Below are 24,253 nucleotides of genomic sequence, written 5' to 3'. Positions count from 1 at the left end.
CTACGCAACCCCGCCTTAGCCATAACGGCCAGTGATATAATCCTTGGTCCGCTCTTCGCGAGGATTGGTGAAGATTTCCGACGTCACGCCATATTCGACGAGGTTGCCGAGGTGAAAGAAGGCGGTCCGCTGCGACACCCGCGCGGCCTGCTGCATGTTGTGCGTCACGATGACGATCGCGTACTTGCCGCGCAGCTCGTGGATCAGCTCCTCGATCTTGGCGGTGGCGATCGGGTCGAGCGCCGAACAGGGCTCGTCCATCAGGATGACTTCGGGATCGACCGCGATGGCGCGCGCGATGCACAGCCGCTGTTGCTGGCCGCCCGACAGCGCGGTGCCGCTGTCGTTCAGCCGGTCCTTGACCTCGTCCCACAACCCCGCGCGACGCAGCGACTGTTCGACGATGCGGTCCATGTCGGCCTTGCCCGGGGCCAGGCCATGGATGCGCGGGCCATAGGCGATGTTCTCATAAATCGACTTCGGGAACGGGTTGGGCTTCTGGAACACCATGCCGACACGCGCGCGCAGTTGCACCACGTCCATCGCGGGGGAATAGATGTTCTCGCCCTCCAGCGTGATCTCGCCGTCAACCCGCGCGATCGGGATCGTGTCGTTCATGCGGTTGAGGCAGCGCAGAAAGGTCGACTTGCCGCAGCCCGACGGGCCGATGAACGCGGTCACATTCTCCATGTCGATGTCGATCGACACGCCCTTGATCGCGTGGGTCGACCCGTAATGGACGTTGACGTCGCGCGCCGCCATCTTGGTGTGCGGCGCGTTGCGCAGCGCGGGCGCGGCGAGCGGGGTGGCGAGTTCATTCATTACCAGCGGGTCTCGAATCGGTTGCGGAGATAGATGGCGATCGCGTTCATCGCGAGCAGGAAGACCAGCAGCACCAGGATGGCGGCGCTGGTCTTTTCGACAAAGCCGCGGCTGATCTGGTCCGACCACAGGAAGATCTGGACCGGCAGCACGGTCGCGGGATCGGTGAAGCCGCCCGGCGGCTGCGAGATGAAGGCGCGCATCCCGATCATCAACAGCGGCGCGCTTTCGCCCAGCGCGCGCGCCATGCCGATGATCGTGCCGGTCAGGATGCCGGGCAGCGCGAGCGGCAGGACATGGTGGAACACCACCTGAATGCGGCTGGCGCCGATGCCGAGCGCGGCGTCGCGGATCGACGGCGGCACGCCCTTGATCGCATTGCGCCCGGCGATGACGATCACCGGCATGATCATCAGTGCGAGCGTCAGCCCGCCGACGATCGGGGCCGAGCGCGGCAGGTGGAGCGTGCCGAGGAACACCGCCAGGCCGAGCAGGCCGAAGATGATCGAGGGCACCGCGGCAAGATTGTTGATCGACACCTCGATCAGGTCGGTCCAGCGGTTCTTGGGCGCGTATTCCTCGAGGTAGATCGCGGACAGCACGCCGATCGGAAAGGCGATCAGCAGCGTGACGATCATGGTCAGCAGCGACCCCTTGAGCGCGCCCCAGATGCCGACGGCGGTCGGGTCGGTCGAGTCGGCCTGGGTCAGGAAGGTCGAGTTGAACCCGCGGGTCAGCACGCCGCGCTGTTCGAGCGTCGCGACGAGCGCCTCGGCCTCCGGCGTGCCCTGCCCGCTGGCGGCCTCGGCGATCGGTGAGGCGACGGGTACGTCGACCGCCGCCTTGCGCGACAGCAGCGTGGGATCGCGCTTCACCGCCTCGCGTACCTCCAGCCAGGCGGTGGGCGAAATGATGTCGAGCCCCGCCGGACCGAACGCCTTGACCGCGGCGTTGGCGGTCGCATCCTCGATCCCCGCGCCGGCAAGCGCGAGGTCTGCGCCCTTGTCATCGAGGCGGTCGGCGGTGACCTTCAGCTCGGCGGCGGCGAGGTCGAGGGGAAGCGCCACCTCGACCCGCGAAAAGCCGCCGATGCCGTTCATCAGCATGGTGATCAGCAGGAAGGCGAGGAATCCGGCGGAGAGGGTCACCGCCGCCAGCCCGAGCAGGCGGAAGCGGCGCTCTGCGGCATAGCGGCTGCGGATGCGCTGCTGCATCGCCGACGTCGTCCAGTCGGTCGGCGCGCGGATCGCGGGTTCGGCGGTGCCGGTCGGCACGGGGGCGACGATCGACTTACTCATAAGCCTCGCGATACCGTTTCACGACGCGCAGCGCGACGATGTTGAGCAGGAAGGTGATGACGAACAGCGTCAGGCCGAGCGCGAAGGCGGCGAGCGTCTTCGGGCTGTCGAACTCGGCCTCGCCGGTCAGCAGGTCGACGATCTGCTTGGTGACGGTGGTTGCGCTTTCGAACGGATTGAGCGTGATCGTCGCCGCGCCCGATGCGGCCATCACGACGATCATGGTCTCACCGATCGCGCGGCTGACCGCCAGCAGGATGCCGGCGACCACGCCCGGCAGCGCGGCGGGCAACAGCACGCGGCTGATCGTTTCCGATGTCGTCGCGCCCATCGCCAGCGACCCGTCGCGCATCGCGGTCGGCACCGCGGCGATCGAATCGTCGGCCATCGACGACACGAACGGGATGATCATCACCCCCATGACCAGCCCGGCGGCGAGCGCGCTTTCCGAACTGGCATAGGTAAAGCCGATCGCGACCGCGAAGTCGCGCACCAGCGGCGCGACGGTCAGTGCCGCGAAATAGCCGTAGACGACGGTCGGCACGCCGGCGAGGATTTCCAGGATCGGCTTCATCCACGCGCGCACGCGCGGCGCGGCATACTGGGTGAGATAGATCGCGCTCATCAGCCCGAACGGGATCGCCACCAGCATCGCGATGACCGCGCCGATGAAGAAGGTGCCCCAGAACAGCGGCACCGCGCCCAGCGTCTCGCCCGGATCGGTGGCACTGATCACCTGCGGGCTCCAGCGCGTGCCGAACAGGAAATCGGTGACCGGCACGATCGCGAAGAAGCGCGCGCTTTCGAACAGGAGCGAGACGAAGATGCCGACCGTCGTCAGGATCGCGATCAGCGATGCGACGAGCAGCGCCAGCATCACCGTGTTCTCGACGCGCGTGCGCGCGCGGAACTGCGGCTGGACGCGCGTATAGGCAAAGGCGCCGCCGGCAAAGGTCAGCAGCAGCGCGACCGCGGTGCCGATCCAGCCATAGCGTGCCTGTGCGTCGGCATAGATCGGCGCCAGCGTCTCCGCCAGCGGGTTGAAGGCGCCATAGGCGGTGCCGTTGGCCAGGTTGCGCGCTTCGGCGATCACCGCCGCGCGCTCGAAATCGATCGCGGGCAGGCCGGCGGCGGCCGGGCTGGCGATGACCGCGCTCTGCACCAGCGCGGGCGAGAGGATGTTCCACACCGCGAGGAAGATCAGCCCGGGCAGGACGGTCCACATCGCCATGTACCAGCCATGCTGCGACGGCAGCGAGTGCAACCGTTTCGCGGCACCGGCATCGAAACCGGCGGCGCGCGCGCGCGCCACCAGCCAGCCGATCAGGCCCATGCCCAGAATCAGGAACAACAGAACGAAGATGTTCACGAACGACGGGTCTTCGTGTCGGGGCGGACGCCGGATGCGGCGGCGGCCGTCGCGGTGAGGCGGGCGGGCGGCACGATCAGTTCAGGTCCTCGGGCTTGAGGGTGATTTCGTTGTCGATGATGTTCTTCGAGTTGAAGCGGACATTCGTCGACGCCGCGATCATGCCGCGCTTGACCAGCGGGCCGTCCGGCGCCCACGCGTTCGCATACGCCTCCAGGAACGCGCGCATGCCCGGGATCGGGCGGATATGCTGTTTCTTGACATAGATGAACAACGGACGCGCGCCCGGATACCGGTTGGTCGCGATCGTCTGATAGGTCGGCTCGACCCCGTCGATCGGCACGCCGCGCAGCCGGTCGTCGTTTTCCTCCAGATAGCTGAAGCCGAAAATGCCGATCGCGTTGGGGTTGGTCGACAGGTTCTGGACGATCAGATTGTCGTTCTCCCCCTTGTCGACATAGGCCGCGTCGTCGCGGATGCGCGTGCAGACATTGGCATAGCGGTCAGGGTCCGGCCCCTTCTTGATCGCGGCGGCCTCCGGATAGGCTTCCTCGCACCCCGGAGCCAGGATCAGCTCGACGAACGCGTCGCGCGTGCCGCTGGTGGATGGGGGGCCGAACACCTGAATCGGCAGCGCCGGCAGCGCGGGATTGACGTCGCGCCAGGTGCGCCGCGTGTTGGGCTGGCCCATCGGGTTGGCGGCGAGCGCCAGATAGATGTCCTTCTTGGTCAGCGACAGCTTCGGCCCCTGGAGCGATTCGGCGAGCGCCACGCCGTCGGTGCCGACCTGCACCTCCATCACGCCGGTCACGCCATTTTCCGTGCAGTTCTGAAGCTCTGAGGCATAAAGGCGCCGCGAGGCGTTGAGAATGTCGGGATGCTGCGATCCGACGCCTGCGCAGAACAGTTTGATGCCCGCGCCGGTACCGGTCGATTCGATCACCGGGGCCTTCAGGTTGGGATTGTTGTTGACGAGCTGCTCGGCGACGATCGTGGTGAAGGGATAGACCGTCGAAGACCCGACGACCTTGATCTGGTCGCGTGCCGCCCCCTGATCGCAGGAAACGAGCAGAAGGGAGGATGCCGCGACAATCGCCAGACGGCTGGTCATGAGTATCTCCATCGCTGATGCCGGTTCGGCCCCCGGCCGGCGGCTAGCATCGCGTCATGGTGCCTGTGTTGCAGCGACGTTACGGCTTGATGACAGCTGCGACGATGGCAACAGCACCGTAACGACCGTGCCGACGCCCGGCGTGCTGGCGATATCCATGCGCCCGCGATGGCGTTCGACGATATGCTTGACGATCGACAGCCCCAGCCCGGTGCCGCCGGCCGCACGACTGCGACCCGAATCAACGCGATAGAAGCGTTCGGTCAGGCGCGGCAGGTGCTCGGGCGCGATCCCCTCGCCCTCGTCCGCCACCGCCAGCCGGACCATCGGTCCCCCGTCGTGGCGAAGCGCGATCGTCACCGGGGTACCGGGCCGACCATATTTCATCGCGTTGCCGATCAGATTGTAGAGCACCTGGCTCAACTGCGCGCGATCGCCCTTGACCGGCGGCGCGTCGCGCAGCTCGGTGATCAGGTCGCCGCCGCGTTCGTCATTGGTCGCGGCCAGCGCCTCGCGCACTTCCTCGATCAAGGCGCGCAGGTCGACCTGCTGGTCGGGCTCGCGATATTTTTCGGCCTCGATCCGCGACAGGCTCATCAGGTCGTCGACCAGTCGCCGCATCCGCACCGCTTCGGCCTGCATCACCTTCAGGAAACGCGCGCGCGTTTCCGCGTCCTCGCCGGCCTCGTCCTGCAGCGTCTCGATGAAGCCGAGCAGCGAGGCGAGCGGGGTGCGCAGCTCGTGGCTGGCGTTGGCGACGAAATCGACGCGAATCTTCTCGGTCGCGTAGCTGCCCGTCCGGTCGATCAGGTGGACGATGCGGGCGCCGCTGGCGATGACGCGCACCCGCATCTCCCAGCGCTGGTCGCGCGTACCCAGCCCGACCAGGTGGATCGGCTCGCTCGGCGGCTCGCTGCCGCTCAGCAGGCGTTCGGCGGCAGCGGGATGGCGGATCGCCAGGCGGACGTCCTCGCCCATGATGTGGCGGCCGAGCAGCGTGCGCGCGCCGTCATTGGCGTGGACGACGCGATTGTCGACGACGACGAGCACCGGGTCGATGATCGCCTCGACCGCCTCGTCGAAGGGCATTTCGGTCGGCGGTGGCGCGACCGGCTCCGGTTCGATCGTGCGCTCGCGCGCCTCGAGCCCGGCGAGCAGCACGGCAGCGGTGCCGCCGATCAGTGCGACGGCGATGCCGTTGATGTCGCCGCCGAGCGCGCCGATGCCGACCGCAGCGGCGGCGATCAGCCCGAGCGCGAGGCCGATGCGGGTCGTCCAGGTGATTCCCATGTCCCGTTTGTAGTCGAAAACGCCCGTAATGCACTTGATACCGCCGCAATTTACGATTGCGAAAGCGGCCCCGGGGCATGACAAGCGCATCATGACCGACGATCCCACCCCCGGACCCGCCTCCACGCGCCGCCGCGCGCTGATGCTGGGTGCCGTCAGCGCGTCGGCGATCGTCTCGATCCGGCCCGCGCTCGCCCAAACCGCGGCATCGGTTTCGACCTGCGAAGTGCCGGTTCCCGATCCGGGCCGGGCGGGCAACTATATCGCTGCGGACGGCACGCTGGTCGCGCCCGGCACACCGGGGTCGGTGCCCCCCGCGGCGCGCCCGTTCAAGGGCGAGGACGTCAAGCGCGCGCTGGCGGGCGGACGTCTGCCCGATACCGATTTCGCCACCAATCGCGCCTATACCAACTATATCCGCCGGCTTCAGCAGGGCACCAGCGGCTTTACCTGCTTCGCATCGCTGCAGATGCCGCGCGGCTGACCGCGATGGCGCCGCCGGTCTATCGCGCCGCGCCTGCCGGACATCTGCGCATCGTGGCGATGGATGTGCTGACCGCCATCTATCACCGGCCGTCGGGCCAGACGCATCTCGTCGCCTCGCCGGTGCCCGAGATGCTGGCGGCGATGGGCGATGCCGCGATCGACGCCGCGACTCTGCTCGAGCGCCTCGTCGCCGATTTCGACCTGGCGGACCCGGACGCCACGGCTCTGTCCGCGCGCCTCGACGAGCTGGCGCAGGCGGGCCTGGTCGCGCGCGCGTGACGGCCGGCCGGTGAAGCACGTCGTCCAGCTCCGCATCGGTCCGGTCGGCTTTCGCATCGGATCGGACTGGCGCGCGCCGATCGCCCAGCTCGGGGCGCTCTATCGCGACTATCCGCGCCCGAGCGACGGCATTCCCGATTTCACCGTGAGGCTGTTCGCGCCGCGCCCGTGGCGACGCATCGTTCGCCCGAGCGTGATGATCGCGGGCGACTACACCATTCCCGACGCCGCACCGCTTCCGCTGCGCCTCGGCCTGCTCGCCGCCGAAATGGGCATGAACCTGCAGATGGCGCTCGGCCAGCGGCGGTACCTGCTGCTCCACGCCGCCGCGGTCGAACGCGATGGCCGCGCGCTGATCCTGACCGGGGTGTCGGGGGCGGGCAAGTCGACGCTGGCGGCGCTGCTGATGGCGCGCGGGTGGCGGCTGATGGGCGATGAATTCCTGCTGGTCGATCCCGCCACGGGCCTGGCGCACGCCTTTCCCCGGCTGATCAGCCTGAAGAACCGGGCGGTCGATGTCGTCGCGGCTGCGCTGACCGACGCGCGTTTCGGTCCGCCCCAGCCGGAGACGCCAAAGGGCGACATCCGCCATCTGGTGCCCGATGCGCGGGCGATCACGGCGATGGATGCGCCCGCCCAGCCGGCACTCATCCTGTTTCCGAGCTTCGGCTTCGCCGCCGCGACGCGCCCGGTGCCCGCGAGCGAGACGTTCATGCGGCTGACGCAGGCGTCGACCAACTATGTCGCGCTGGGTGAACGCGGCTTCGACGCGCTCACCCGGCTGGTCGCATCGGTGCCGGCGCATGCCATCGACTATCCGGATACCGACACCGCGCTGGCCGAGGTCGAGCGGCTCTGGGCAGCGGTCGCATGAGCGCGCAGCTGGTGGTCCGCGTCCTGCGCGAACCCGGATCCGCGCTGTCGCTGGACGCGGCGGGCTGGACCGCGCTGATCGCGGCGGCGCGCGCCGAACAGATTATCGGGACGCTCGCCCATCGCGTCGACGGGCTGAAAATCCCTCCCGCCGCGGCGCGCGTCCTCGCCGACGCGCGCGCATCCGCCGAACAGGGGCGCATCGCCGCGCTGTGGGAAGCGGAAATGGCGCGGCGCGCGCTGGCACCGGCCGGCATCCCCGTCCTGCTACTGAAGGGCACGGCATTCGTCGCGGCGGGGCTGAAGGCCGGGCAGGGGCGCTCGATCGGCGATCTCGACATCCTGGTGCCGCGCGACCGGCTGGACGCGGCGGAGGCAGCATTGCTCGCGGCGGGGTGGGAATGGGTCAAGCCCGATCCCTATGACGACGCCTATTACCGCCGGTGGATGCACGAGCTGCCCCCGATGATCCACCGCGATCGCGATCGCATGATCGACGTGCACCACACCATCCTGCCGCTGACCGCGCGGGTGCGGCCCGACGCCGCCGGCCTGATCGCGCACGCGGTGGAGATTGCGCCGGGGCTGCACATGCTCGCCCCCGATGACGTCATCGTGCACGCGGCCGCGCACCTGATCGCCGATGGCGACCTGGCCGGCGGTTTGCGCAACCTGTGGGACATTCACTGTCTGGTCGAGGAGTTCGGGGTCGAGGGGCTGGAGGCGCGCGCGCGCCATCATGGCCTGTGGCCGGCGGTCGCCCGGTCGTTGCGGCTGGCCCATGCGCTCTACGGCACGGAGCTGCCGCCGGAATGGCTGCGGGGCGACGCGCTCGACGCCTTGTTCCTGCGTCGTATCCTGTCGCGTGACGGCTGGGGCCGGCGGACGCGCAAGGTGACCGAGTTCGGCTTCTATCTGCGCGGGCACTGGCTGCGGATGCCGCCGGCGATGCTGGCGCGGCATTTGTGGATCAAGTGGCGCGGCGGCCACCGGCCGGTCGGCTGAGCCCGCGCCCGGCACTGGCACCCCGCGCCGTTTCGTGGCAGTCGCGCCTGCGACGAGCGTGGAGAGGATCGTGATGGAAACCGCTGCAATCATCCTCGCCGCGGGCAAGGGCACGCGGATGAAGTCGGACCTGCACAAGGTGCTGCACCCGATCGCGGGCAAGCCGATGCTGCGCCACCTGATCGACGCGACGCGCGATTTCGCGCCGGCGCGCACCGTCGTGGTGGTCGGCGCCGGGCGCGACCAGGTCGAGGCGGCGGTGGCCCCGCTGGGCGTCGCGATTGCCCATCAGGCGGAGCAGCTGGGCACCGGGCATGCGGTGCTCCAGGCCCGGGAGGCGCTGGCCGGGTTCGCGGGCGACGTGCTGATCCTCTATGGCGACGTGCCGCTGGTGGCGACCGCGACGATGCGCGCGATGATCGACCGGCTGCACGCCCCTGACGCTCCCGCAGTGGTGGTGCTGGCGTTCCGCGCCGCCGACCCCGCTGCCTATGGCCGGGTGATCGCCGACGCCGACGGCCGCATCGACCGGATCGTCGAATACAAGGATGCCAGCGCCGACGAGCGCGCGGTGACTTTGTGCAATTCCGGGTTGATGGCGGCGCGGGCGAGCGATCTGTTCGACCTGCTCGACCACGTGGGCAACGACAATGCGGCGGGCGAATATTACCTGCCCGACATCGTCACCATCGCTGCCACCGATGGCCGCCATTCGGCGATGGTCGAGGTGGCCGAGGTCGAAGTCGCCGGCGTCAACAGCCGCGCCGACCTGGCCGCGCTCGAACTGGCGTGGCAGCAGCAGCGGCGCGTCCGGGCGATGGCCGATGGCGCGACCCTGATCGCGCCGGAGACGGTGTGGTTCGCGCACGACACGGTGATCGGCCGCGACGTCGTGATCGAACCCAATGTGGTGTTCGGCCCCGGGGTGACGGTCGCGGACGGGGTGGTCATCCACGCCTTCAGCCATGTCGAAGGCGCGACGATCGCCGGCGGCGTTTCGGTCGGCCCGTTCGCGCGGCTGCGCCCCGGCGCGGTGCTGGAGGCGGGATCGCGCGTCGGCAATTTCGTCGAGGTCAAGAACGCGCGGCTGGGCGCGGGGGCCAAGGCCAATCACCTGACCTATCTGGGCGATGCCGGCATCGGCGCGGGCGCGAATATCGGCGCGGGGACGATCACCTGCAATTATGACGGCTTCTTCAAATATCGCACCGAAATCGGCGCGGGCGCATTCGTCGGATCGAACAGCGCGCTGGTCGCGCCGGTCAACATCGGCGCGGGCGCGATCGTCGCCGCGGGCAGCGTGGTGACGCGCGATGTCGAGGCCGACGCGCTGGCGCTGGCGCGCGGCAAACAGGAAAGCCGGCCGGGCTGGGCGGCGAAGTTCCGCGCGATGATGAAAGCGCGCAAGCAGGCGCGCGATTGACGATGATATCGTCACATGATATCAATTTGACATGACCCGCATTCTAGCTGATTTGCCTGAAGAGGATATTCGTTGGCTCGACCAGCGGGCGGCTGAGCGGGGCATATCGCGCGCGTCGTTGCTCAGGGATGTCGTCGCGACCTACAAAGCGCAAGACCAGGCACCGAACGGCAAGGCGTGGCTGGATCAAGCCTTCGGGATTTGGAAAGACCGGACCGACATCGGGGATGCCGTTGAATGGCAGCGCCGTGAGCGGGCGTCGTGGACGCGGCCGTGGGATGACGATTACGAGGCGGTGCGGGCAGAATTTCCCGACCTGTTCGATGAGACGGATGACCGCGAGCGTCAGCGCTATCTCGACATGTCAGCGAGCAGGACGACCGGGCAGAAGCGCTCAGACCGGTGAGCAGCTATGCCTTTGATGCCAACATCCTGATCTATGCCTTGCACGGAGACCGGGTGGCGCACGCCGAAATTGCGCGCGTCGATCGCCCTTGGATCAGCCGGATTGCCTGGATCGAGGTGATGTCCAAGGAGAGCGGGGCGACGATGCGCACCATCCAGACCTTCCTGAACGGCTTTTCCATCGACGAGATCGATCTTCGCACCGCCGAACATGCCGCGGCACTGCGCCGCGAGCGACCGCGGCTGCGCCTGGCCGATGCGCTCATTCTGGCGTCAGCTCAGGTCAATCATCGCATTCTGGTCACGAACAACACCAAGGACTTCCCGGCCAATATGCCGGGCATCCGCGTCCCCTACACCTTGTAACGAAAGCTCCAAATCATGTGCGGCATTGTCGGGATCATCAGCGGCGCGGAAGTCGCCGATCGCCTGTTCGACGGGCTGAAGCGGCTGGAATATCGCGGCTATGATTCCGCCGGCATCGCGACGCTGCACAACGGCGCGATCGAGCGGCGGCGCGCCAGTGGCAAGCTGGTCAATCTCGGCACCCGCCTGCGCGAGGAGCCGCTGCCCGGCACGGTCGGCATCGCGCACACGCGCTGGGCGACGCATGGCGCGCCGACCGAGGACAATGCCCACCCCCATGTCGCTGGCCGCGTAACGCTGGTCCACAACGGCATCATCGAGAATTTCAAGCCGCTGCGCGACGAGCTGATCGCCGACGGCCGCACCTTCCTGAGCCAGACCGACACCGAAGTCGTCGCGCACCTGATCGATCGCGAACTGGATCGCGGCGCCAGCCCGCAGGACGCGGTCAAGGCGGTGCTGCCCCGCCTGCACGGTGCCTTCGCGCTGGCGATCCTGTTCAAGGATCATCCCGACCTGCTGATCGGCGCGCGGTTGGGGTCGCCGCTGGTGGTCGGGCATGGCGCCGAGGAAAATGGGGGTGAGACCTTTCTGGGATCGGACGCACTCGCGCTCGCGCCGCTGACCCAGCGCATTGCCTATTTGGACGAAGGCGACTGGGTGGTGGTGACGCGCGGCGGCGCGCAGGTATTCGATCGCGACAACCGGCCGGTTGAGCGCCCCGTAACCCTGTCGGGCATCACGGGCGCGCTGATCGACAAGGGCAATCACCGCCACTTCATGCAGAAGGAAATCTACGAACAACCGGTCGTGGTCGCCCAGACGCTGCGCAGCTATCTGCGCCCGGTCGAGGAGCAGGTCGCGTTGCCCGACATGGAGTTCGACCTGTCGACGGTCGAGCGCGTCGTCATCGTCGCGTGCGGCACCGCCAGCTATGTCGGCATGATCGGCAAATACTGGATCGAGCAGTTCGCGCGCCTGCCGGTCGAGGTCGATGTGGCGAGCGAGTTCCGCTACCGCGACCCCGTCCTGCTGCCCCACACGCTGGGCGTCGTCGTCAGCCAGTCGGGCGAGACCGCCGACACGCTGGCGGCGTTGCGCCACATGAAGGCGAACGGCGTCACCACCGCCGGCATCATCAACGTGCCGACCAGCTCGATGGCGCGCGAGGTCGATTTGTTGATGCCGACCCATGCCGGGCCGGAGATCGGGGTTGCCTCGACCAAGGCGTTCACCTGTCAGCTGGCGGTGATGGCGGCGCTGTCGGTCAATCTGGCGCGTGCGAAGGGCCGGCTGGACGAAGCCGAGGAGCGCGAGATCGTCCGCCACCTGCGCGAAGTGCCCGCGGCGATCAACGCGGCGCTGGCGCATGACGCCGAGATCGAGGCGATGGCGGGGACGATCGCGATCGCGCGCGACGTGCTCTATCTGGGCCGTGGCCCCGACTATCCGCTGGCGCTGGAGGGCGCGCTCAAGCTCAAGGAGATCAGCTACATCCATGCTGAGGGCTATGCCTCGGGCGAGATGAAGCACGGGCCGATCGCGTTGATCGACGAAGCCGTGCCGCTGATCGTCATCGCGCCATCGGGACCGCTGTTCGACAAGACGGTCAGCAACATGCAGGAGGCGCAGGCACGGGGCGCAAAGGTGGTGCTGATTTCCGACGCCGCCGGGCTGGCCCAGGCGGGCGAGGACGCGATGGCGACGATCGAGATGCCCGCCGTCCACCCGCTGATCGCGCCGATCGTCTATGCCGTGCCGGTGCAGCTGCTCGCCTATCACGTCGCGGTCGCCAAGGGCACCGACGTCGATCAGCCGCGCAATCTGGCCAAGTCGGTGACGGTCGAATAGCCCCCAACAAAATCGGGCCGCACGGTCTTGTCCGGGCGGCCCGATCGCCGGTGGGTTAAGCCGGCAAGGGGGTTTGTAGCACTTGCTTCATAAACGGGACATCACCGGCTGGATGCCGATTGCTGCAAAGCGAAAGGCGGACCGGCGGCGAAGCGCCCGGCGCGATCGTCAGAAGACATAGCGCACCCCAAGCTGCGCCCGCCACGCGGAGCTCGGCGCATATTGCTGCGCTTCGATGAAATCGGTCGTCGAGATATCGTCGATCACGATCTGGTTGGTCGCCGGATCGAACACCGCATCGTAGAAATTCTGGCGGATATTGTAGCGCCGCACTGCGCCATAATCGCGGTCGAGCAGGTTGAGGAAATTGCGGATGCTGGCGTCGAAGATCAGCTTGCCCGGGAGCGGCGATGGGACTTCGAGCTGGGCATTGAGATCCAGCCGGAAGGTGTCGCCTGCACGCACGATGTTCCGCGGGATGAAGGAGCCGCGATACCGCTCGAGCCCCAGTGCCTGCTCGATCGCCAGGATCTGCTCGTAGCTGGCGCCCCCCGCATAGCGCACCAGCGGATCGCCCGCCCCGGTCGGCAGATAGGCGAGCAGGCGCTGGTTGGCGCGCCCGGAAAAGGCGGGCTGGAGAAACTGGAGCCGGTTGAAGATGGCGGCGGGAATGCCACCGGGGTTGGTTGCCGACTGGAGCCCGCCAAGATCGGCGGCGCTGAGCGGATCGTCCGCATCGATGACGAGCGAGGTGGCGCGACCGGTCCGATAGTTGCCGAAGATATTGAACCTGAACCTGAAATCCTTCGCGAACTCGTTCGAATAGTTGAGCGAGAAGACGAAATTGTGCGGCACCGCCTGAATCGAATTGCCGGCGGTGGGATTGTTCACGTCGTCATAGGCGCCGGTTTCGTACACGCTCGCCAGCGTCGCGGTGTCGTTGCTCGGCGAGACGTCGACCGATTCGACATAGGTATAGCCGGTGTTGAAGCCGACGCGGCCGATCTTGCCCAGGTTCCAGTCCTTTTCGGCCTCGAACGTCAGCGCCAGCGAATGGCCTTCGCTGGTGTTAAAGATGCCGATGTCCTGGACGGGCACGGTCTGGGCGGTCCGCGGATTGGTAACCGAACTCGGCGTTCGTGCATCCAACGCGATGTTGGTGACGTAGCGCGGCGTGCCCGTCGGCAGCGTCACGCCGCTCGGTACGATCCGCAGGTCACGGAACTGGAGCGCGTCGATGACGTCCGAATAGGTCGCCTCCGCCGTGAAGCGCCAATTGTCGCCGAGCAGCGGCAGGTTGGCGCGCTGGTCGACCGCGAGCGTGAAACGCGCATTTTTGGGGATGTCGAAGTCGGCCGAAATGAACGAGACGCTGCTGTCGGTGCCGTTGCGCAGCCCCGCGCGCACCGTCGCGAGCTGCGCCAGGATGGCGGCCGGCAATTCATTGGGATCGACCGGCCCGCCAAGCTGTGCGTTGTTCCGCGTGACCGTTGCCAGGCTGACCCCGTTGGTCAGGAAGGGTTCGGTGAACCACGTGATCGGCGTGCCGCCGGCGAAGATGCCCGCGCCGCCGCGTACCACGGTGTTGTCGAACGGCCGCCAGTTGAAGCCGAAGCGCGGCAGGAACACGTCGACGCCATCCAGCGTGTCCTGATTCGAGATGCCGTAGCGGGCGAGGAAGAAGGGATTGGCCGCCGGCGCGTCGCCGCTGGTGAACAGCTCGTAACGCAGGCCGAACAGCATATCGAGCCGGGGCGTGACCGCCCATTGGTCCTGCAGATACACCGAGTGCTGGGTCAGCGCGAAATCGGCGGCGGCGTCGGCGACATTGCCGGTCGTCGGCGCGGTGGCGCTGACGCTGGTGGCGATGCCCTGTTCATATGCCTGGATCGTGGTCAGCGCGGTGCCGTTGACCGTGATCGGTGCAAAGGTGAACACCCCATTGCCCGCCGGGGCACGCGAACGAAAGATGTCGCGGCGGTCGAATTCGTATCCGAACGAGATTTTGTGATCGCCGGCGACATATTCGCCGCGCGTCTTGATCTGCCAGCGATCCGCCTCGAGCACGTTGTTCTGATCGGAATCGTCCGGCCCGATCGACAGGTCGCCGTCGGGGATGGGATTGCCGTTCGCATCGAGCACCAGCGAACCGTCGGCATTGCGGGTGAAGTCGACGTCCTGGAGCAGCACCTGGCCGAAATTCGCGTTCGCCGACAAAGGCGTCGCCTTGCGCACCTGGCGCAGATAGCCGACCTGGATCTGGGTTGAGAAGCTGTCCGACCATTGCGAGAAGAGCTGACCGGAAAGGCCGATGGGGGTGTCGGCGTCGAAAGCGGCGGCGCTCGACGGCGAGTTGAGGCCCGGGCCACGCGTCGTGTCGATGCTGTTCGATTCGGTGCGCTGATAGGTCAACTGCGCGCGCTGGTTGTCGCTGATGTTCCAGTCGAGCTTGGCCAGGAACTTGCGCTCGCCATTGGGCGTGTTGAGGATGTCGTTGAAGTCGCCCGAATCATAGTCGTAGCGGTCGATGCCGATTTGACGGATGCGGTCATAGGCTGCGCTGCTGACGAGCAGGCTGGGGGTTTCGCACGCAATGCCGGAGGGACAGGCGCCCAGCGTGTCGTTTTCGCTGAATTCTTCATAGCTGAAGAAGAAGAACAGCTTGTCCTTGATGATCGGTCCGGACAGCGTCGCGCCATAGGTGCGCTCGATCGGTTCGCGCGCGATCGTGAACGGCGCGCCCGCGGCATCGGTGCCGATCTCACGCGCGGACAGGCCGCCACCGCCCTGCAGATAGCGGGCGGAGCCGTGGAACTGGTTGTTGCCCGACTTGGTGTTGATGTTGATCTGGCCGCCCTGGAAGCCCGAATTCTGGACGTCGAACGGTGCCGTCTCGACCGACAGCGATTCGATGGCGTCCAGCGAGATCGGCGATCGCCGTGTCGACAGGCCGGTGAAATTATCGCCGAAGCTGTCGGCTTGCGACAGGCCGTCGACGATCAGGTTGTTGAACCGCGTGTTGAAACCGAGCAGCGAAATGCCCTGATCCTCGTCCGGCTGACCGAAGTCCAGGAAGGCGCGGCTGTCGCGCTGGATGATTTCCTGGAGGCGGCGCTCGACGACCGGCTGGTCGCTGATCTCGCCCTGGCCATAGGTGTTGATCGACCCGAAGCTCAGCCGGTTGCGCGATCCGCCCAGCACGACGATCTCGTCCGCGGCGCCCGCGTCGCGCCGGGCCACGGTGGCCGACAGCGTGACCGGATCGCCCGCAACCGCGAAGATGTCCTTGATCTCGGAGGTGACTACCCCGTCGCCGCTGATCTGGATCGTGTAGGGTCCGCCGATGCGTAGGCCGCTGGCGGTGAACTGGCCCGAGGCGTTGACCCGTGTCGTGACGCGCGATCCCGACGGGACATGTTCGACGACGATCGTCGCGCCGGCCGCCGGTGCGCCGTCGTCGAAGCGAACCTCGCCGCCGATTTCGGCGTAGGTCACTTGCGCATAAGCAGCCGGGATTGCCGCGCAGACGGCAATCGCCGCGGCGCTCGCGCCACCGAGCAGCCGGATCGAGGCGGCAAGTGCGGCAAGATTGAATGGACGTTGCATGGCGTGCGCTCCCCTTTTTTGCATCGCAACAAGGTGCGGCGGGTAGGCGCGTGGAATGACAGCCCCGCAAAACGGGGTAGGTCCATTTTCGATATATCTCGCAAGAATGCGCGCGGCGGGCAGCATCCGAAATCAAGCGCAATAAATCGAAAGCGTCGGGGAATTTCTCGCGCGGCCGTCATGGTCGTGTTGCGGACGGCTGCCAACGCCGTCGGCTCACCGCCGGAAATCCGGGCGGTCGAGTGCCGATTGGACAAAGATCATGCCCCTGCTCATCCCGCCCCCGACCGCCCCGGTGCATCACCACGTCATCCAGCCGCTCGTCGTCGGCAGGGCGGGACGCAAGGATATCGCCCCGCGCGTCGACGGACGGATCGAGCGCCGGCCCGATTTCGGCCTTCAGATCGAAACGCCGGGCGTCCGGCTGCACGAGCTGGAAAGCGAGGTGTTCGACTTTTCCTTTCAGGCGCGCGCGCATGTGATCGATTTCAACTTCAATCCCGGCTGGTCGATGATGAAGGTCAATGACGGCCCGCTTCGCCGGCTCGAGTTCGATCGTCACGCGGTCAGCTTCGCCCCGTCGGGCAGCGAACTCGTCCGTCATGCCACCGCCAGCAACGCGGTGCCGGGCACGCATCGCACGATCGCGGTGGCGATCGAACCCGACTGGATGGCGACGCTCGTTGCCGACGTGGCCGATGGTCGCGCCGTGCACTTCGCCAGTCATGCCGATCCGGCACCTTGGCCGGTCATGCAACGCGTACAGTCCGCGCTCGCGGCGTTTTTCCGCGCGCCCGGGCATTTTTCGACGGTCACGGTCGAAGCGGTCGTCAACGAGATCGCGTTGCGCACGCTGCTGCGCTGGTCGAACCTGTCCACGCGCATGGCGACAATCGCGGTGCGCAGCGAGGACCCGGCCGTCGCCCGCGCGATCGCGTTCATTCACGCAAATCTTCGCGCGCCGGTGACGCTCGCCGACATCCACGCCGCGGCAGGGCGCGACGGCACTTTGCTGGCCGGGCCTTTCCGCCGGGTCACCGGACTGACCGTCTACACCTATCTTGTCCGGGCGCGCATCGACGCGGCGGCCGAGGACCTTCGGGCGACGTCGATGCCGGTCGCGGAAATCGCGCGGCGTTACCAGTTCGGATCGCCGGCGCATTTCTCGACCAGCTTCCGCAACGTGATCGGCGTAAGCCCGCGGCGCTATCGCGGCGAGATCGCCGCGGGCTGATCCGCCCCCGGATTTTCGTAACGGCTTGGCAACCATGTCCGCGTTATGCCGGTGTCATGGACGGGGTAGAGCCAAAGGTTATCAACGACACGCTGCTGCGCAGCGACTGGCGCATGTTCATGCCGCCGGAAACGGAAACGGATGCCGGCCCGCCGGCACCGGCCGCACCGATGTTCCTGCGCGCGCGTCCCGCGTCGCTCGGCCGCGAGCGCGAGCGCGCCAAGCAGATCATCGAATCGGGCAAGGAAACGATCCGTGGGGCCTTCCGGGCAGTGACGGACGGCGATCCCATCGATTACGACGCGCTGCAGGCGCTGGTCCGATCGGTCACCGCGTCGGTATTGCGCCATCCGATGGCGCTGCCGGGCATGGGCCGGCTGAAAACCAAGCACGAATACACCTATCTGCATTCGGTGGCGGTGTGTGGCCTGATGGTCGCGCTCGCCCGGCGGCTCGACGAGCCGGGCCTGGTGCTCGAGGATGTCGGCCTGGCCGGCCTGCTGCACGATATCGGCAAGGCGCGTATCCCGCGCGCGGTGCTCGACAAGCCCGCCGAACTGACCGTGGATGAATTCCGGCTGGTGCGCGAGCATCCGGTGCGCGGGCATGAGCTGCTGAACGACGTGGCCGAAGTCCCGGCGGTGGTGCGCGACGTCTGTCTGCACCATCACGAGCGGCTCGACGGATCGGGCTATCCGTTCGGGCTGAAGGACAAGGAAATCAGCCTGGTCGCGCGCATGGCGGCGATCTGCGACGTCTATGACGCCGTCACCTCGGCCCGCGCGTACAAGCGCAGCTGGTCGCCGGCCGAGGCGCTGGAATGGATGAGCACCGCCGAAGGCCATTTCGACCGCCGCGTGCTCGCCGAATTCCGCAAGCTGATCGGGGCGTTCCCGCCGGGATCGCTGGTGATGCTGCAAAGCGGGCGGCTGGGCATCGTCGCAGACGAGCTGACCGAGGATCCGCTCCGGCCCGCAATCTGTGCCTTTTTCTCGACCCATGCCAAGCGCCCGATCGACTGGGTGATGGTCGATCCCGGCCGCGATCCGATCCTGTCGGTCGAACGCGCCGATCGCTGGGGGCTGACCGACTGGCGCACGCTTCGCCGCCAGCTGCTGGCCTTTGCCGACGTCAATCTGCACGGCGTCCGCGAAGATGCGGAGTCAGCCGAACCGGTCGAGGGCCTCGGCGATGGCGCCGTAGATCAGGCCTAGGTCGGCATCGTCGATACAATAGGGCGGCATGACGTAGATCGTGTTGCCAAGCGGCCGGAGCAGGATGTCCCGGTCGCGAAAGAACGCCAGCAGTCGCGGGGCCAGATCGGACAGATAGCGCGACGTCCCGTCGCCAAGCTCCAGCGCGGTCACCGTTCCCAGCTGGCGCGCGCCATGGACCGCCGGGTGCGATGCCAGCGTAGCCAGATGCGTGCGCTGCCGCCGTTCAAGGTCGGCGACGCGGTCCAGCATCGGTTCGTCGCGCCAGATCGCCAGATTGGCGGCAGCGGCGGCACAGGCGATCGGATTGGCGGTGTAGCTGGACGAATGAAAGAACATCCGGGCGCGGTCCCGCGACCAGTGCGAGTCGAAAATCGCATCGGTGGCCAGCGTGACGGCAAGGGGCATCGCACCGCCGGTCAGCCCCTTGGACAGGCACATGAGGTCGGGGACCACGCCCGCCTGGTCGCAGGCGAACAGCGTGCCGGTGCGGCCCCATCCGGTCATCACCTCGTCCGCGATGAACAGCACGCCGTGGCGGGTGCAGAGGTCGCGCATCGCGCGCAGGGTCGCGGGCGGATAGATCTGCATCCCCCCCGCCCCCGACAGCAGCGGCTCGACGATGAGGGCGGCAGGGGTATCGTCGCGGCACGCGGCCTCCAGCGCGTCGATCGTCGCCTGTTCCCGCCCGGTCGCGGGGAAGGGCAGGGTCTCGACGTCGAACAGCAGCGGCGCATACGCGCGGTTGAACACCCCGCGCGCGCCGACCGACATCGCGCCGATCGTGTCGCCATGATAGCTGTGTTCGAGCACCAGGATGCGGTGGCGCGCCTCGCCCCGATTGGCGAAATGCCCGAGCGCCATCTTCAGCGCCACCTCGACGCTGGTCGAGCCCGAATCGGAGAAGAACACGCGGGTCAGCGGCGCGGGGGTGATCGCCACCAGTTCGCGCGCGACCGTTTCGGCGGGCTCGTGCGTCCAGCCGGCAAAAATGATCTGGTCCAGCCGCGCCGCCTGCTCGGCGATCGCCGCCATGATGCGCGGGTGGCCATGGCCGTGGGTCGTCACCCACCAGCTCGAGATCGCGTCGATGATCCGGCGGCCATCGACGGTGTGGATCGCCGCGCCCTGCGCATGGCTGACCAGCGGGATCGGTTCGCCCAGGCCATGCTGGGTGAACGGGTGCCATATGGGTGAGGTCATGCGAAATCGCCCGCGTCGAAATGGGTGGCGAACGCCGCGGCCAGCGCATCCGGCGACGGCGCGTCGAGCCGGGGCAGGCGGCCCAGGCGGCGAACCCCACCGATCGCGCAGATCGTCGCTTCATTGTCCGCATTGGCGTCGCCGTTGAACGCGATGCCCAGGATCGTCACGGCGCGTGCACGCAACGCCTCGATCGTCAGCAGGCTGTGGTTGATCGTCCCCAGCGCCGTCCGCGCGACGATGACGACCGGCAAAGCCCAGCGCGCGAACAGGTCGGCATAGAGCAGGTCGCGCGTCACCGGGACAAGCGCGCCGCCCGCGCCCTCGATCACCAGCGGATCGTGGGGCGGCGGGACGAGCCGCGCGGCATCGATCGTCACCCCGTCCAGCTCGGCGGCGCGGTGCGGCGACAGCGGTTCGGTCAGGCGATAGGCCTCGGGCAGGATGCGGTCGTGCGCGACGCCGGTCAGCGCGGCGACGCGATCGGAATCGCTGCCATCGGCCAGTCCCGACTGCACCGGTTTCCAGTAATGCGCCCCCAGCGCCTGGACGAGCATCGCCGCGACCATCGTTTTGCCGACATCGGTGTCGGTGCCGGTGACGACCAGCCTCATGCCGTCAGTTCCCGAATGGCGTCGCCCAGCGTCGCGATCTGCGTGGCATCGACATTGCGGGTGATCGAGATGCGCAGCCGCGCCGTGCCCGGCGCAACGGTCGGCGGCCGGATGCCGCGAATGTCGAAGCCGCGTTCGCGTAAGCCAGCCGCCACCCGCATCGCGCGTGCGTCCTCGCCCAATATGACCGGCACGATCTGGCTGGCACCCGCACCGGGCAGCTGTGCGCCCGCCACCGCAATCAGCCCGTGCAGTTCGGTGCGCAGTTCCGGCGCGTCGGCCAGGATACGCAGGCTGGCCCGCACCAGCGCGGCGCTGAGCGGCGACGGCGCGGTCGAAAAGATGAAGCCGCGCGCGCGGTTGACCAGGAAGTCGCGCGCGGTGCGCGGCAACGCGACCAGCGCGCCCTCCACGCCCATCGCCTTGCCGCAGGTATGCAGCGTGATGAGGTTGTGCGCACCGCCGAGCGCCGCCGCCAGCCCGCGACCGTCCGTGCCGAACACGCCGGTGGCATGGGCCTCGTCCACCACCAGCATCGCGTCATGGCGCGCGGCGACCGCGGCGAGATCGTCGAGCGGTGCGCGGTCGCCGTCCATCGAATAGAGGCTTTCGACCGCGATCCACGGCGTGCCGGTGCCGCCCGTCCGCCGCCACGCCGCGATGGCCGCATCGGCGGCGGCCGCGTCGTTATGCGGAAAGCTTCGCGACGTCGCGCGCGTCAGCCGCATCCCTTCATGACTGCTCGCATGGACCCGTTCGTCATGGACGATCAGGTCGCAAGTCTGGGGCAAGGTCGCGAGCAGCGCCGAATTGGCGGCATAGCCGGTCGGCAGGAAAAGCGCCGTCTCGCTGCCGAAAAAGTCTGCGGCCTCCGCCTCCAGCGCCTCATGCTCGGGATGGTTGCCGCGCAGCAGCCGCGATCCGCCCGACCCGACGGGTATGCCCCGGTCGATTGCGGCGCGGGCGGCATCGCGCAGCCGGTCCGACCCGGCAAGCCCGAGATAGTCGTTGGACGAAAAGTCGATGCCGGCACGCGGCGCGAGCGCCCGTAGCCGATCCGCGTCGGCCAGCGCGCGCAGTTGCGCGGCATGGGCATCCCACATTTCCGCGTCCCCCCGTCCGGGCGGTCAGGCGTAGGGCGGGCGGTGCAGCCCCTTGGGGCTGAGCGTGAAGATCTCGCAGCCGCTCTCGGTAATCCCGATCGAGTGTTCGAACTGCGCCGACAACGACCGGTCGCGCGTCACCGCCGTCCAGCCATCGTCGAGCAGCTTCACGTCGGGGCGGCCGATATTGATCATCGGTTCGATCGTGAAGAACATGCCGGGCCTGAGCTCGGGTCCGGTGCCGGGGCGGCCGACATGGACGACTTCGGGCGCGTCGTGGAACAGCCGGCCCAGGCCGTGCCCGCAGAAGTCGCGCACGACGCCGAAGCGGTGGCGTTCGGCATGGCGCTGGATGGCGTTGGCGACGTCGCCCATCCGGTTGCCCGGTCGCGCCTGTTCGATGCCGAGCATCAGGCACTCGTGCGTCACCTCGACCAGCCGGCGCGCCTTCAGCGGCACGTCGCCGACCAGGTACATGCGGCTGGTATCACCGTGCCAGCCGTCGAGCAGCGGCGTCACGTCGATATTGACGATGTCGCCGTCCTTGAGGACTCGGTCGCCCGGGATGCCGTGGCAGACGACATGGTTGATCGAGATGCAGCAGCTGTGCGTATAGCCGCGATAGCCGAGCGTCGCCGGCACCGCGCCGCCGGCGATCATCATGCCGCGGATCATGTCGTCCAGCTCGGCGGTGGTCACGCCCGGGACGACATGGGGCACGAGCGCATCCAGGATTCCGGCCGCCAGCCGCCCGGCACGCCGCATCCCTTCGAACCCGTCGGGCCCGTGCAGCTTGATTGCCCCGTCGCGCGCCATCGGCGTGGCCGCGTCCGCCATCACATATTCGGTCATCGCACGGATATAGCGGCACAGGCCCGGCTTTGCCAGCGACGGGGCTTGCGCTATGCCGCGCGGCCATGAGCACACGCATCTGGACTGCCGCGCTGGTCGTGATCGGCGACGAGATCCTGTCGGGCCGGACCCAGGACCGCAACGTGGCCCAGATCGCGACCTGGCTGAATGCCCAGGGCATCCGGCTGGCCGAAGTGCGCGTGGTCGGCGACCGCCAGGATTCGATCGTGGAGGCGGTCAACACGCTGCGCGCGCGCAACGATTACCTGTTCACCACCGGCGGCATCGGGCCGACCCATGACGACATCACCGTCGACGCGATCGCCGCCGCCTTGGGGGTCGAGGTGGTGATCCACCCCCAGGCGCACGCGGCGCTGGCCGCCTATTATGCGACGCGCGGCGGCCTGAGCGAGGCGCGGCTGCGCATGGCGCGCACCCCGGCGGGGGCGGAGCTGATCGTCAACCGCATGTCGGGCGCGCCGGGCATCCGCATCGGCAACATCCTGATCCTGGCGGGCGTGCCGCACATCGCGGCGGGAATGCTCGACGCGCTGACCGGCACGCTGGAGGGCGGGCTGCCGCTGATCAGCCGCACGATCGGCTGCTGGGTCGCCGAAAGCGAAGTCGCCGACCTGCTCCGCCGCGCGGAAGCCAGCCATGACGGCGTCGCGATCGGCAGCTACCCCTTCTTCCGCGAAGGCCGCGTCGGCGCCAACTTCGTCGTCCGCGCAACGGATGCGGCGGTGGTCGATCAGTGCGTGGCGGATCTGACGGCGGCGCTGGAAGCGGCCGGCTTCCCGGTGGTCGCGGAGGGGATTTGAGGCCGGTCGCCAGCGAGTCTTGCGTGCGAGTTTGCGCGCAAGGACGTATCCCCGAACCGCTCATCCTGAGTAGCCGCTGAGCCCTTCGACGCCGCCAGCGGCGTCGCTCAGGACAGGCTTCGCCAAGCTTAGTCCCTACTCAGGATGAGCGGGTCGATGCAGGCTCTTCTGCTGTTGGCGTGGTAAACGTCCCAGCCCGGCACAGCGCGATTCCAACCCCTCGCGCACCGTGCGGCAATCGACGATAAGCAGCGCAACAGGAGCTGCTGATGACCCGCTTTGGGACCTATGCGATGCGCGCCGGCATGATGCTGGCGATCGGGACGAGTGCGACGCTGCTGGCGATGAACAGCGGCATAGACCCATTGCGCGAGGCTGCACCGGTGGCTGCGCCCGCGATTCAATCCATGCCCGAACCCACGCCTTCACCGATCGCTGCGACGACGCCGGTCGAGATGACGGCACCCGCCGCCAATCCCGATTTCGTCGTCAAGCGCATCCTCGACGTGCCGTCGCCCTTCACCCATGGCGATCATGTCTGGGATGATGCCGGCGTGCCCGATGGCCCGATCGTCATCACCGTCGACCTGCAGGCGCAGGTGCTGTCGGTGTTCAGGGGCGGGCATGAGATCGGCGCGGCGGTGATCCTCTATGGCGCGGATGAAAAGCCGACGCCGACCGGCATCTATCCGATTACCGAGAAGGACGCCGATCACGTTTCCAACCTCTATGACGCGCCGATGCCCTATATGCTGCGGCTGACCAATGACGGCATCTCGATCCACGGCAGCGATGTCGAGGAAGGCGCGGCGACGCATGGCTGCATCGGCGTCCCGACCGCGTTCGCGCGCAAGCTGTTCAGCACGGTCAAGCTGGGCGACCGGGTGATCGTCACCAATGGCGAGACGATGACGCTGGGCGACAGCATCATCGCCTAAGTCGAGTCGCACTTGTCCGTCACCCCAGCCCTGTGCCGGGGGCCACCGGGCATCTTGGCATGACGCTCGGTTGACGGGAGAGGTGGCGTC

The 24,253-nt window shown here is 67.7% G+C and carries 22 protein-coding genes; 12 read left to right on the top strand and 10 right to left on the bottom strand.

Features of this window, described 5'->3' with window-relative positions; translation table 11 throughout:
- Positions 1 to 15: 15 nt before the first annotated feature.
- The 5 genes from pstB to AX676_RS04025 form a co-directional block, all read right to left on the bottom strand.
- On the bottom strand, positions 16 to 822 hold the full coding sequence (gene pstB, locus AX676_RS04045) for a phosphate ABC transporter ATP-binding protein PstB (RefSeq protein ID WP_066480789.1): 807 nt from the start codon (positions 820 to 822) through the stop codon (positions 16 to 18).
- The gene (gene pstA, locus AX676_RS04040) at positions 822 to 2,120 is read right to left on the bottom strand and encodes a phosphate ABC transporter permease PstA (RefSeq protein ID WP_066480790.1); all 1,299 of its coding nucleotides are present in this window, start codon (positions 2,118 to 2,120) and stop codon (positions 822 to 824) included. Before pstA ends, pstB begins: the two co-directional genes overlap by 1 nt.
- Positions 2,113 to 3,489, bottom strand: coding sequence for a phosphate ABC transporter permease subunit PstC (pstC, locus tag AX676_RS04035; protein ID WP_066480792.1), 1,377 nt, complete (start codon positions 3,487 to 3,489; stop codon positions 2,113 to 2,115). Before pstC ends, pstA begins: the two co-directional genes overlap by 8 nt.
- A gap of 76 nt (positions 3,490 to 3,565) precedes the next feature.
- Positions 3,566 to 4,600 carry a substrate-binding domain-containing protein gene (locus AX676_RS04030; RefSeq protein WP_066480793.1) on the bottom strand — a complete coding sequence of 345 codons (1,035 nt, stop codon included), beginning with the start codon at positions 4,598 to 4,600 and terminating at the stop codon, positions 3,566 to 3,568.
- Between the two features lie 54 nt (positions 4,601 to 4,654).
- Positions 4,655 to 5,890, bottom strand: a complete 1,236-nt coding sequence (locus AX676_RS04025) for an ATP-binding protein (RefSeq protein WP_066480794.1) — start codon at positions 5,888 to 5,890, stop codon at positions 4,655 to 4,657.
- Positions 5,891 to 5,981: 91 nt separating this feature from the next.
- Here AX676_RS04025 and AX676_RS04020 point away from each other — a divergent pair, with 91 nt between their 5' ends.
- The 8 genes from AX676_RS04020 (at position 5,982) to glmS (ending at position 12,578) form a co-directional block, all read left to right on the top strand.
- Complete coding sequence (locus tag AX676_RS04020) at positions 5,982 to 6,374, top strand: hypothetical protein (protein WP_066480795.1); 393 nt, start codon at positions 5,982 to 5,984, stop codon at positions 6,372 to 6,374.
- Positions 6,375 to 6,379: 5 nt separating this feature from the next.
- Positions 6,380 to 6,655, top strand: a complete 276-nt coding sequence (locus AX676_RS04015; protein ID WP_066480797.1) for an HPr-rel-A system PqqD family peptide chaperone — start codon at positions 6,380 to 6,382, stop codon at positions 6,653 to 6,655.
- A gap of 10 nt (positions 6,656 to 6,665) precedes the next feature.
- A complete protein-coding gene (locus tag AX676_RS04010; RefSeq protein WP_066480798.1) occupies positions 6,666 to 7,529 on the top strand; it encodes an HprK-related kinase A in 864 nt (287 codons plus the stop codon).
- Positions 7,526 to 8,533, top strand: a complete 1,008-nt coding sequence (locus tag AX676_RS04005; protein ID WP_066480799.1) for a nucleotidyltransferase domain-containing protein — start codon at positions 7,526 to 7,528, stop codon at positions 8,531 to 8,533. Before AX676_RS04010 ends, AX676_RS04005 begins: the two co-directional genes overlap by 4 nt.
- 73 nt (positions 8,534 to 8,606) lie before the next feature.
- Complete coding sequence (glmU, locus tag AX676_RS04000) at positions 8,607 to 9,956, top strand: bifunctional UDP-N-acetylglucosamine diphosphorylase/glucosamine-1-phosphate N-acetyltransferase GlmU (protein ID WP_066480800.1); 1,350 nt, start codon at positions 8,607 to 8,609, stop codon at positions 9,954 to 9,956.
- 31 nt (positions 9,957 to 9,987) lie between these two features.
- The gene (locus AX676_RS03995; RefSeq protein WP_066480802.1) at positions 9,988 to 10,362 is read left to right on the top strand and encodes a ribbon-helix-helix protein, CopG family; all 375 of its coding nucleotides are present in this window, start codon (positions 9,988 to 9,990) and stop codon (positions 10,360 to 10,362) included.
- Positions 10,359 to 10,727 (top strand): PIN domain-containing protein, encoded by a 369-nt coding sequence (locus AX676_RS03990; protein ID WP_066480803.1) that lies wholly within the window; start codon positions 10,359 to 10,361, stop codon positions 10,725 to 10,727. Before AX676_RS03995 ends, AX676_RS03990 begins: the two co-directional genes overlap by 4 nt.
- Positions 10,728 to 10,742: 15 nt before the next feature.
- Positions 10,743 to 12,578: a glutamine--fructose-6-phosphate transaminase (isomerizing) gene (gene glmS, locus AX676_RS03985; protein ID WP_066480804.1), complete on the top strand. Its 1,836-nt coding sequence runs from the start codon at positions 10,743 to 10,745 to the stop codon at positions 12,576 to 12,578.
- A 168-nt stretch (positions 12,579 to 12,746) separates the two neighbouring features.
- On the opposite strand, the gene AX676_RS03980 is transcribed toward glmS, so the two are convergent.
- Positions 12,747 to 16,184, bottom strand: coding sequence for a TonB-dependent receptor (locus AX676_RS03980; protein WP_066480805.1), 3,438 nt, complete (start codon positions 16,182 to 16,184; stop codon positions 12,747 to 12,749).
- Between the two features lie 262 nt (positions 16,185 to 16,446).
- Here AX676_RS03980 and AX676_RS03975 point away from each other — a divergent pair, with 262 nt between their 5' ends.
- Positions 16,447 to 17,418 carry a helix-turn-helix transcriptional regulator gene (locus AX676_RS03975; RefSeq protein ID WP_066480806.1) on the top strand — a complete coding sequence of 324 codons (972 nt, stop codon included), beginning with the start codon at positions 16,447 to 16,449 and terminating at the stop codon, positions 17,416 to 17,418.
- 56 nt (positions 17,419 to 17,474) lie between these two features.
- Positions 17,475 to 18,632 carry an HD-GYP domain-containing protein gene (locus AX676_RS03970; protein WP_066480807.1) on the top strand — a complete coding sequence of 386 codons (1,158 nt, stop codon included), beginning with the start codon at positions 17,475 to 17,477 and terminating at the stop codon, positions 18,630 to 18,632.
- Here AX676_RS03970 and AX676_RS03965 read toward each other — a convergent pair.
- Genes AX676_RS03965 through map form a run of 4 tightly spaced genes read right to left on the bottom strand, consistent with a single transcriptional unit; the run spans position 18,582 to position 22,404 of the window.
- The gene (locus AX676_RS03965) at positions 18,582 to 19,835 is read right to left on the bottom strand and encodes an adenosylmethionine--8-amino-7-oxononanoate transaminase (RefSeq protein ID WP_066480809.1); all 1,254 of its coding nucleotides are present in this window, start codon (positions 19,833 to 19,835) and stop codon (positions 18,582 to 18,584) included. The two genes, AX676_RS03970 and AX676_RS03965, sit on opposite strands and share 51 nt — an antisense overlap.
- Complete coding sequence (bioD, locus tag AX676_RS03960) at positions 19,832 to 20,449, bottom strand: dethiobiotin synthase (protein ID WP_066480810.1); 618 nt, start codon at positions 20,447 to 20,449, stop codon at positions 19,832 to 19,834. The genes AX676_RS03965 and bioD overlap by 4 nt, the downstream gene beginning before the upstream one ends.
- A complete protein-coding gene (locus tag AX676_RS03955) occupies positions 20,446 to 21,552 on the bottom strand; it encodes an 8-amino-7-oxononanoate synthase (protein WP_066480811.1) in 1,107 nt (368 codons plus the stop codon). Before AX676_RS03955 ends, bioD begins: the two co-directional genes overlap by 4 nt.
- A gap of 24 nt (positions 21,553 to 21,576) precedes the next feature.
- Entirely contained in the window at positions 21,577 to 22,404 is an 828-nt protein-coding gene (gene map / locus AX676_RS03950; RefSeq protein ID WP_066480813.1) for a type I methionyl aminopeptidase, read from the bottom strand.
- A gap of 65 nt (positions 22,405 to 22,469) precedes the next feature.
- On the opposite strand from map, the gene AX676_RS03945 reads away from it, so the two are divergent.
- Positions 22,470 to 23,225, top strand: coding sequence for a competence/damage-inducible protein A (locus tag AX676_RS03945; protein WP_066480815.1), 756 nt, complete (start codon positions 22,470 to 22,472; stop codon positions 23,223 to 23,225).
- A 269-nt stretch (positions 23,226 to 23,494) separates the two neighbouring features.
- Entirely contained in the window at positions 23,495 to 24,163 is a 669-nt protein-coding gene (locus tag AX676_RS03940; protein WP_066480817.1) for a L,D-transpeptidase family protein, read from the top strand.
- Positions 24,164 to 24,253 lie beyond the last annotated feature (90 nt).

The organism is Sphingomonas sp. CCH21-G11 (assembly GCF_001555965.1).
Classification (GTDB): domain Bacteria; phylum Pseudomonadota; class Alphaproteobacteria; order Sphingomonadales; family Sphingomonadaceae; genus Sphingomonas.
The sequence above is the reverse complement of the archived record's forward strand: the minus strand, read 5'-3'. Positions and strand labels throughout refer to the sequence as shown.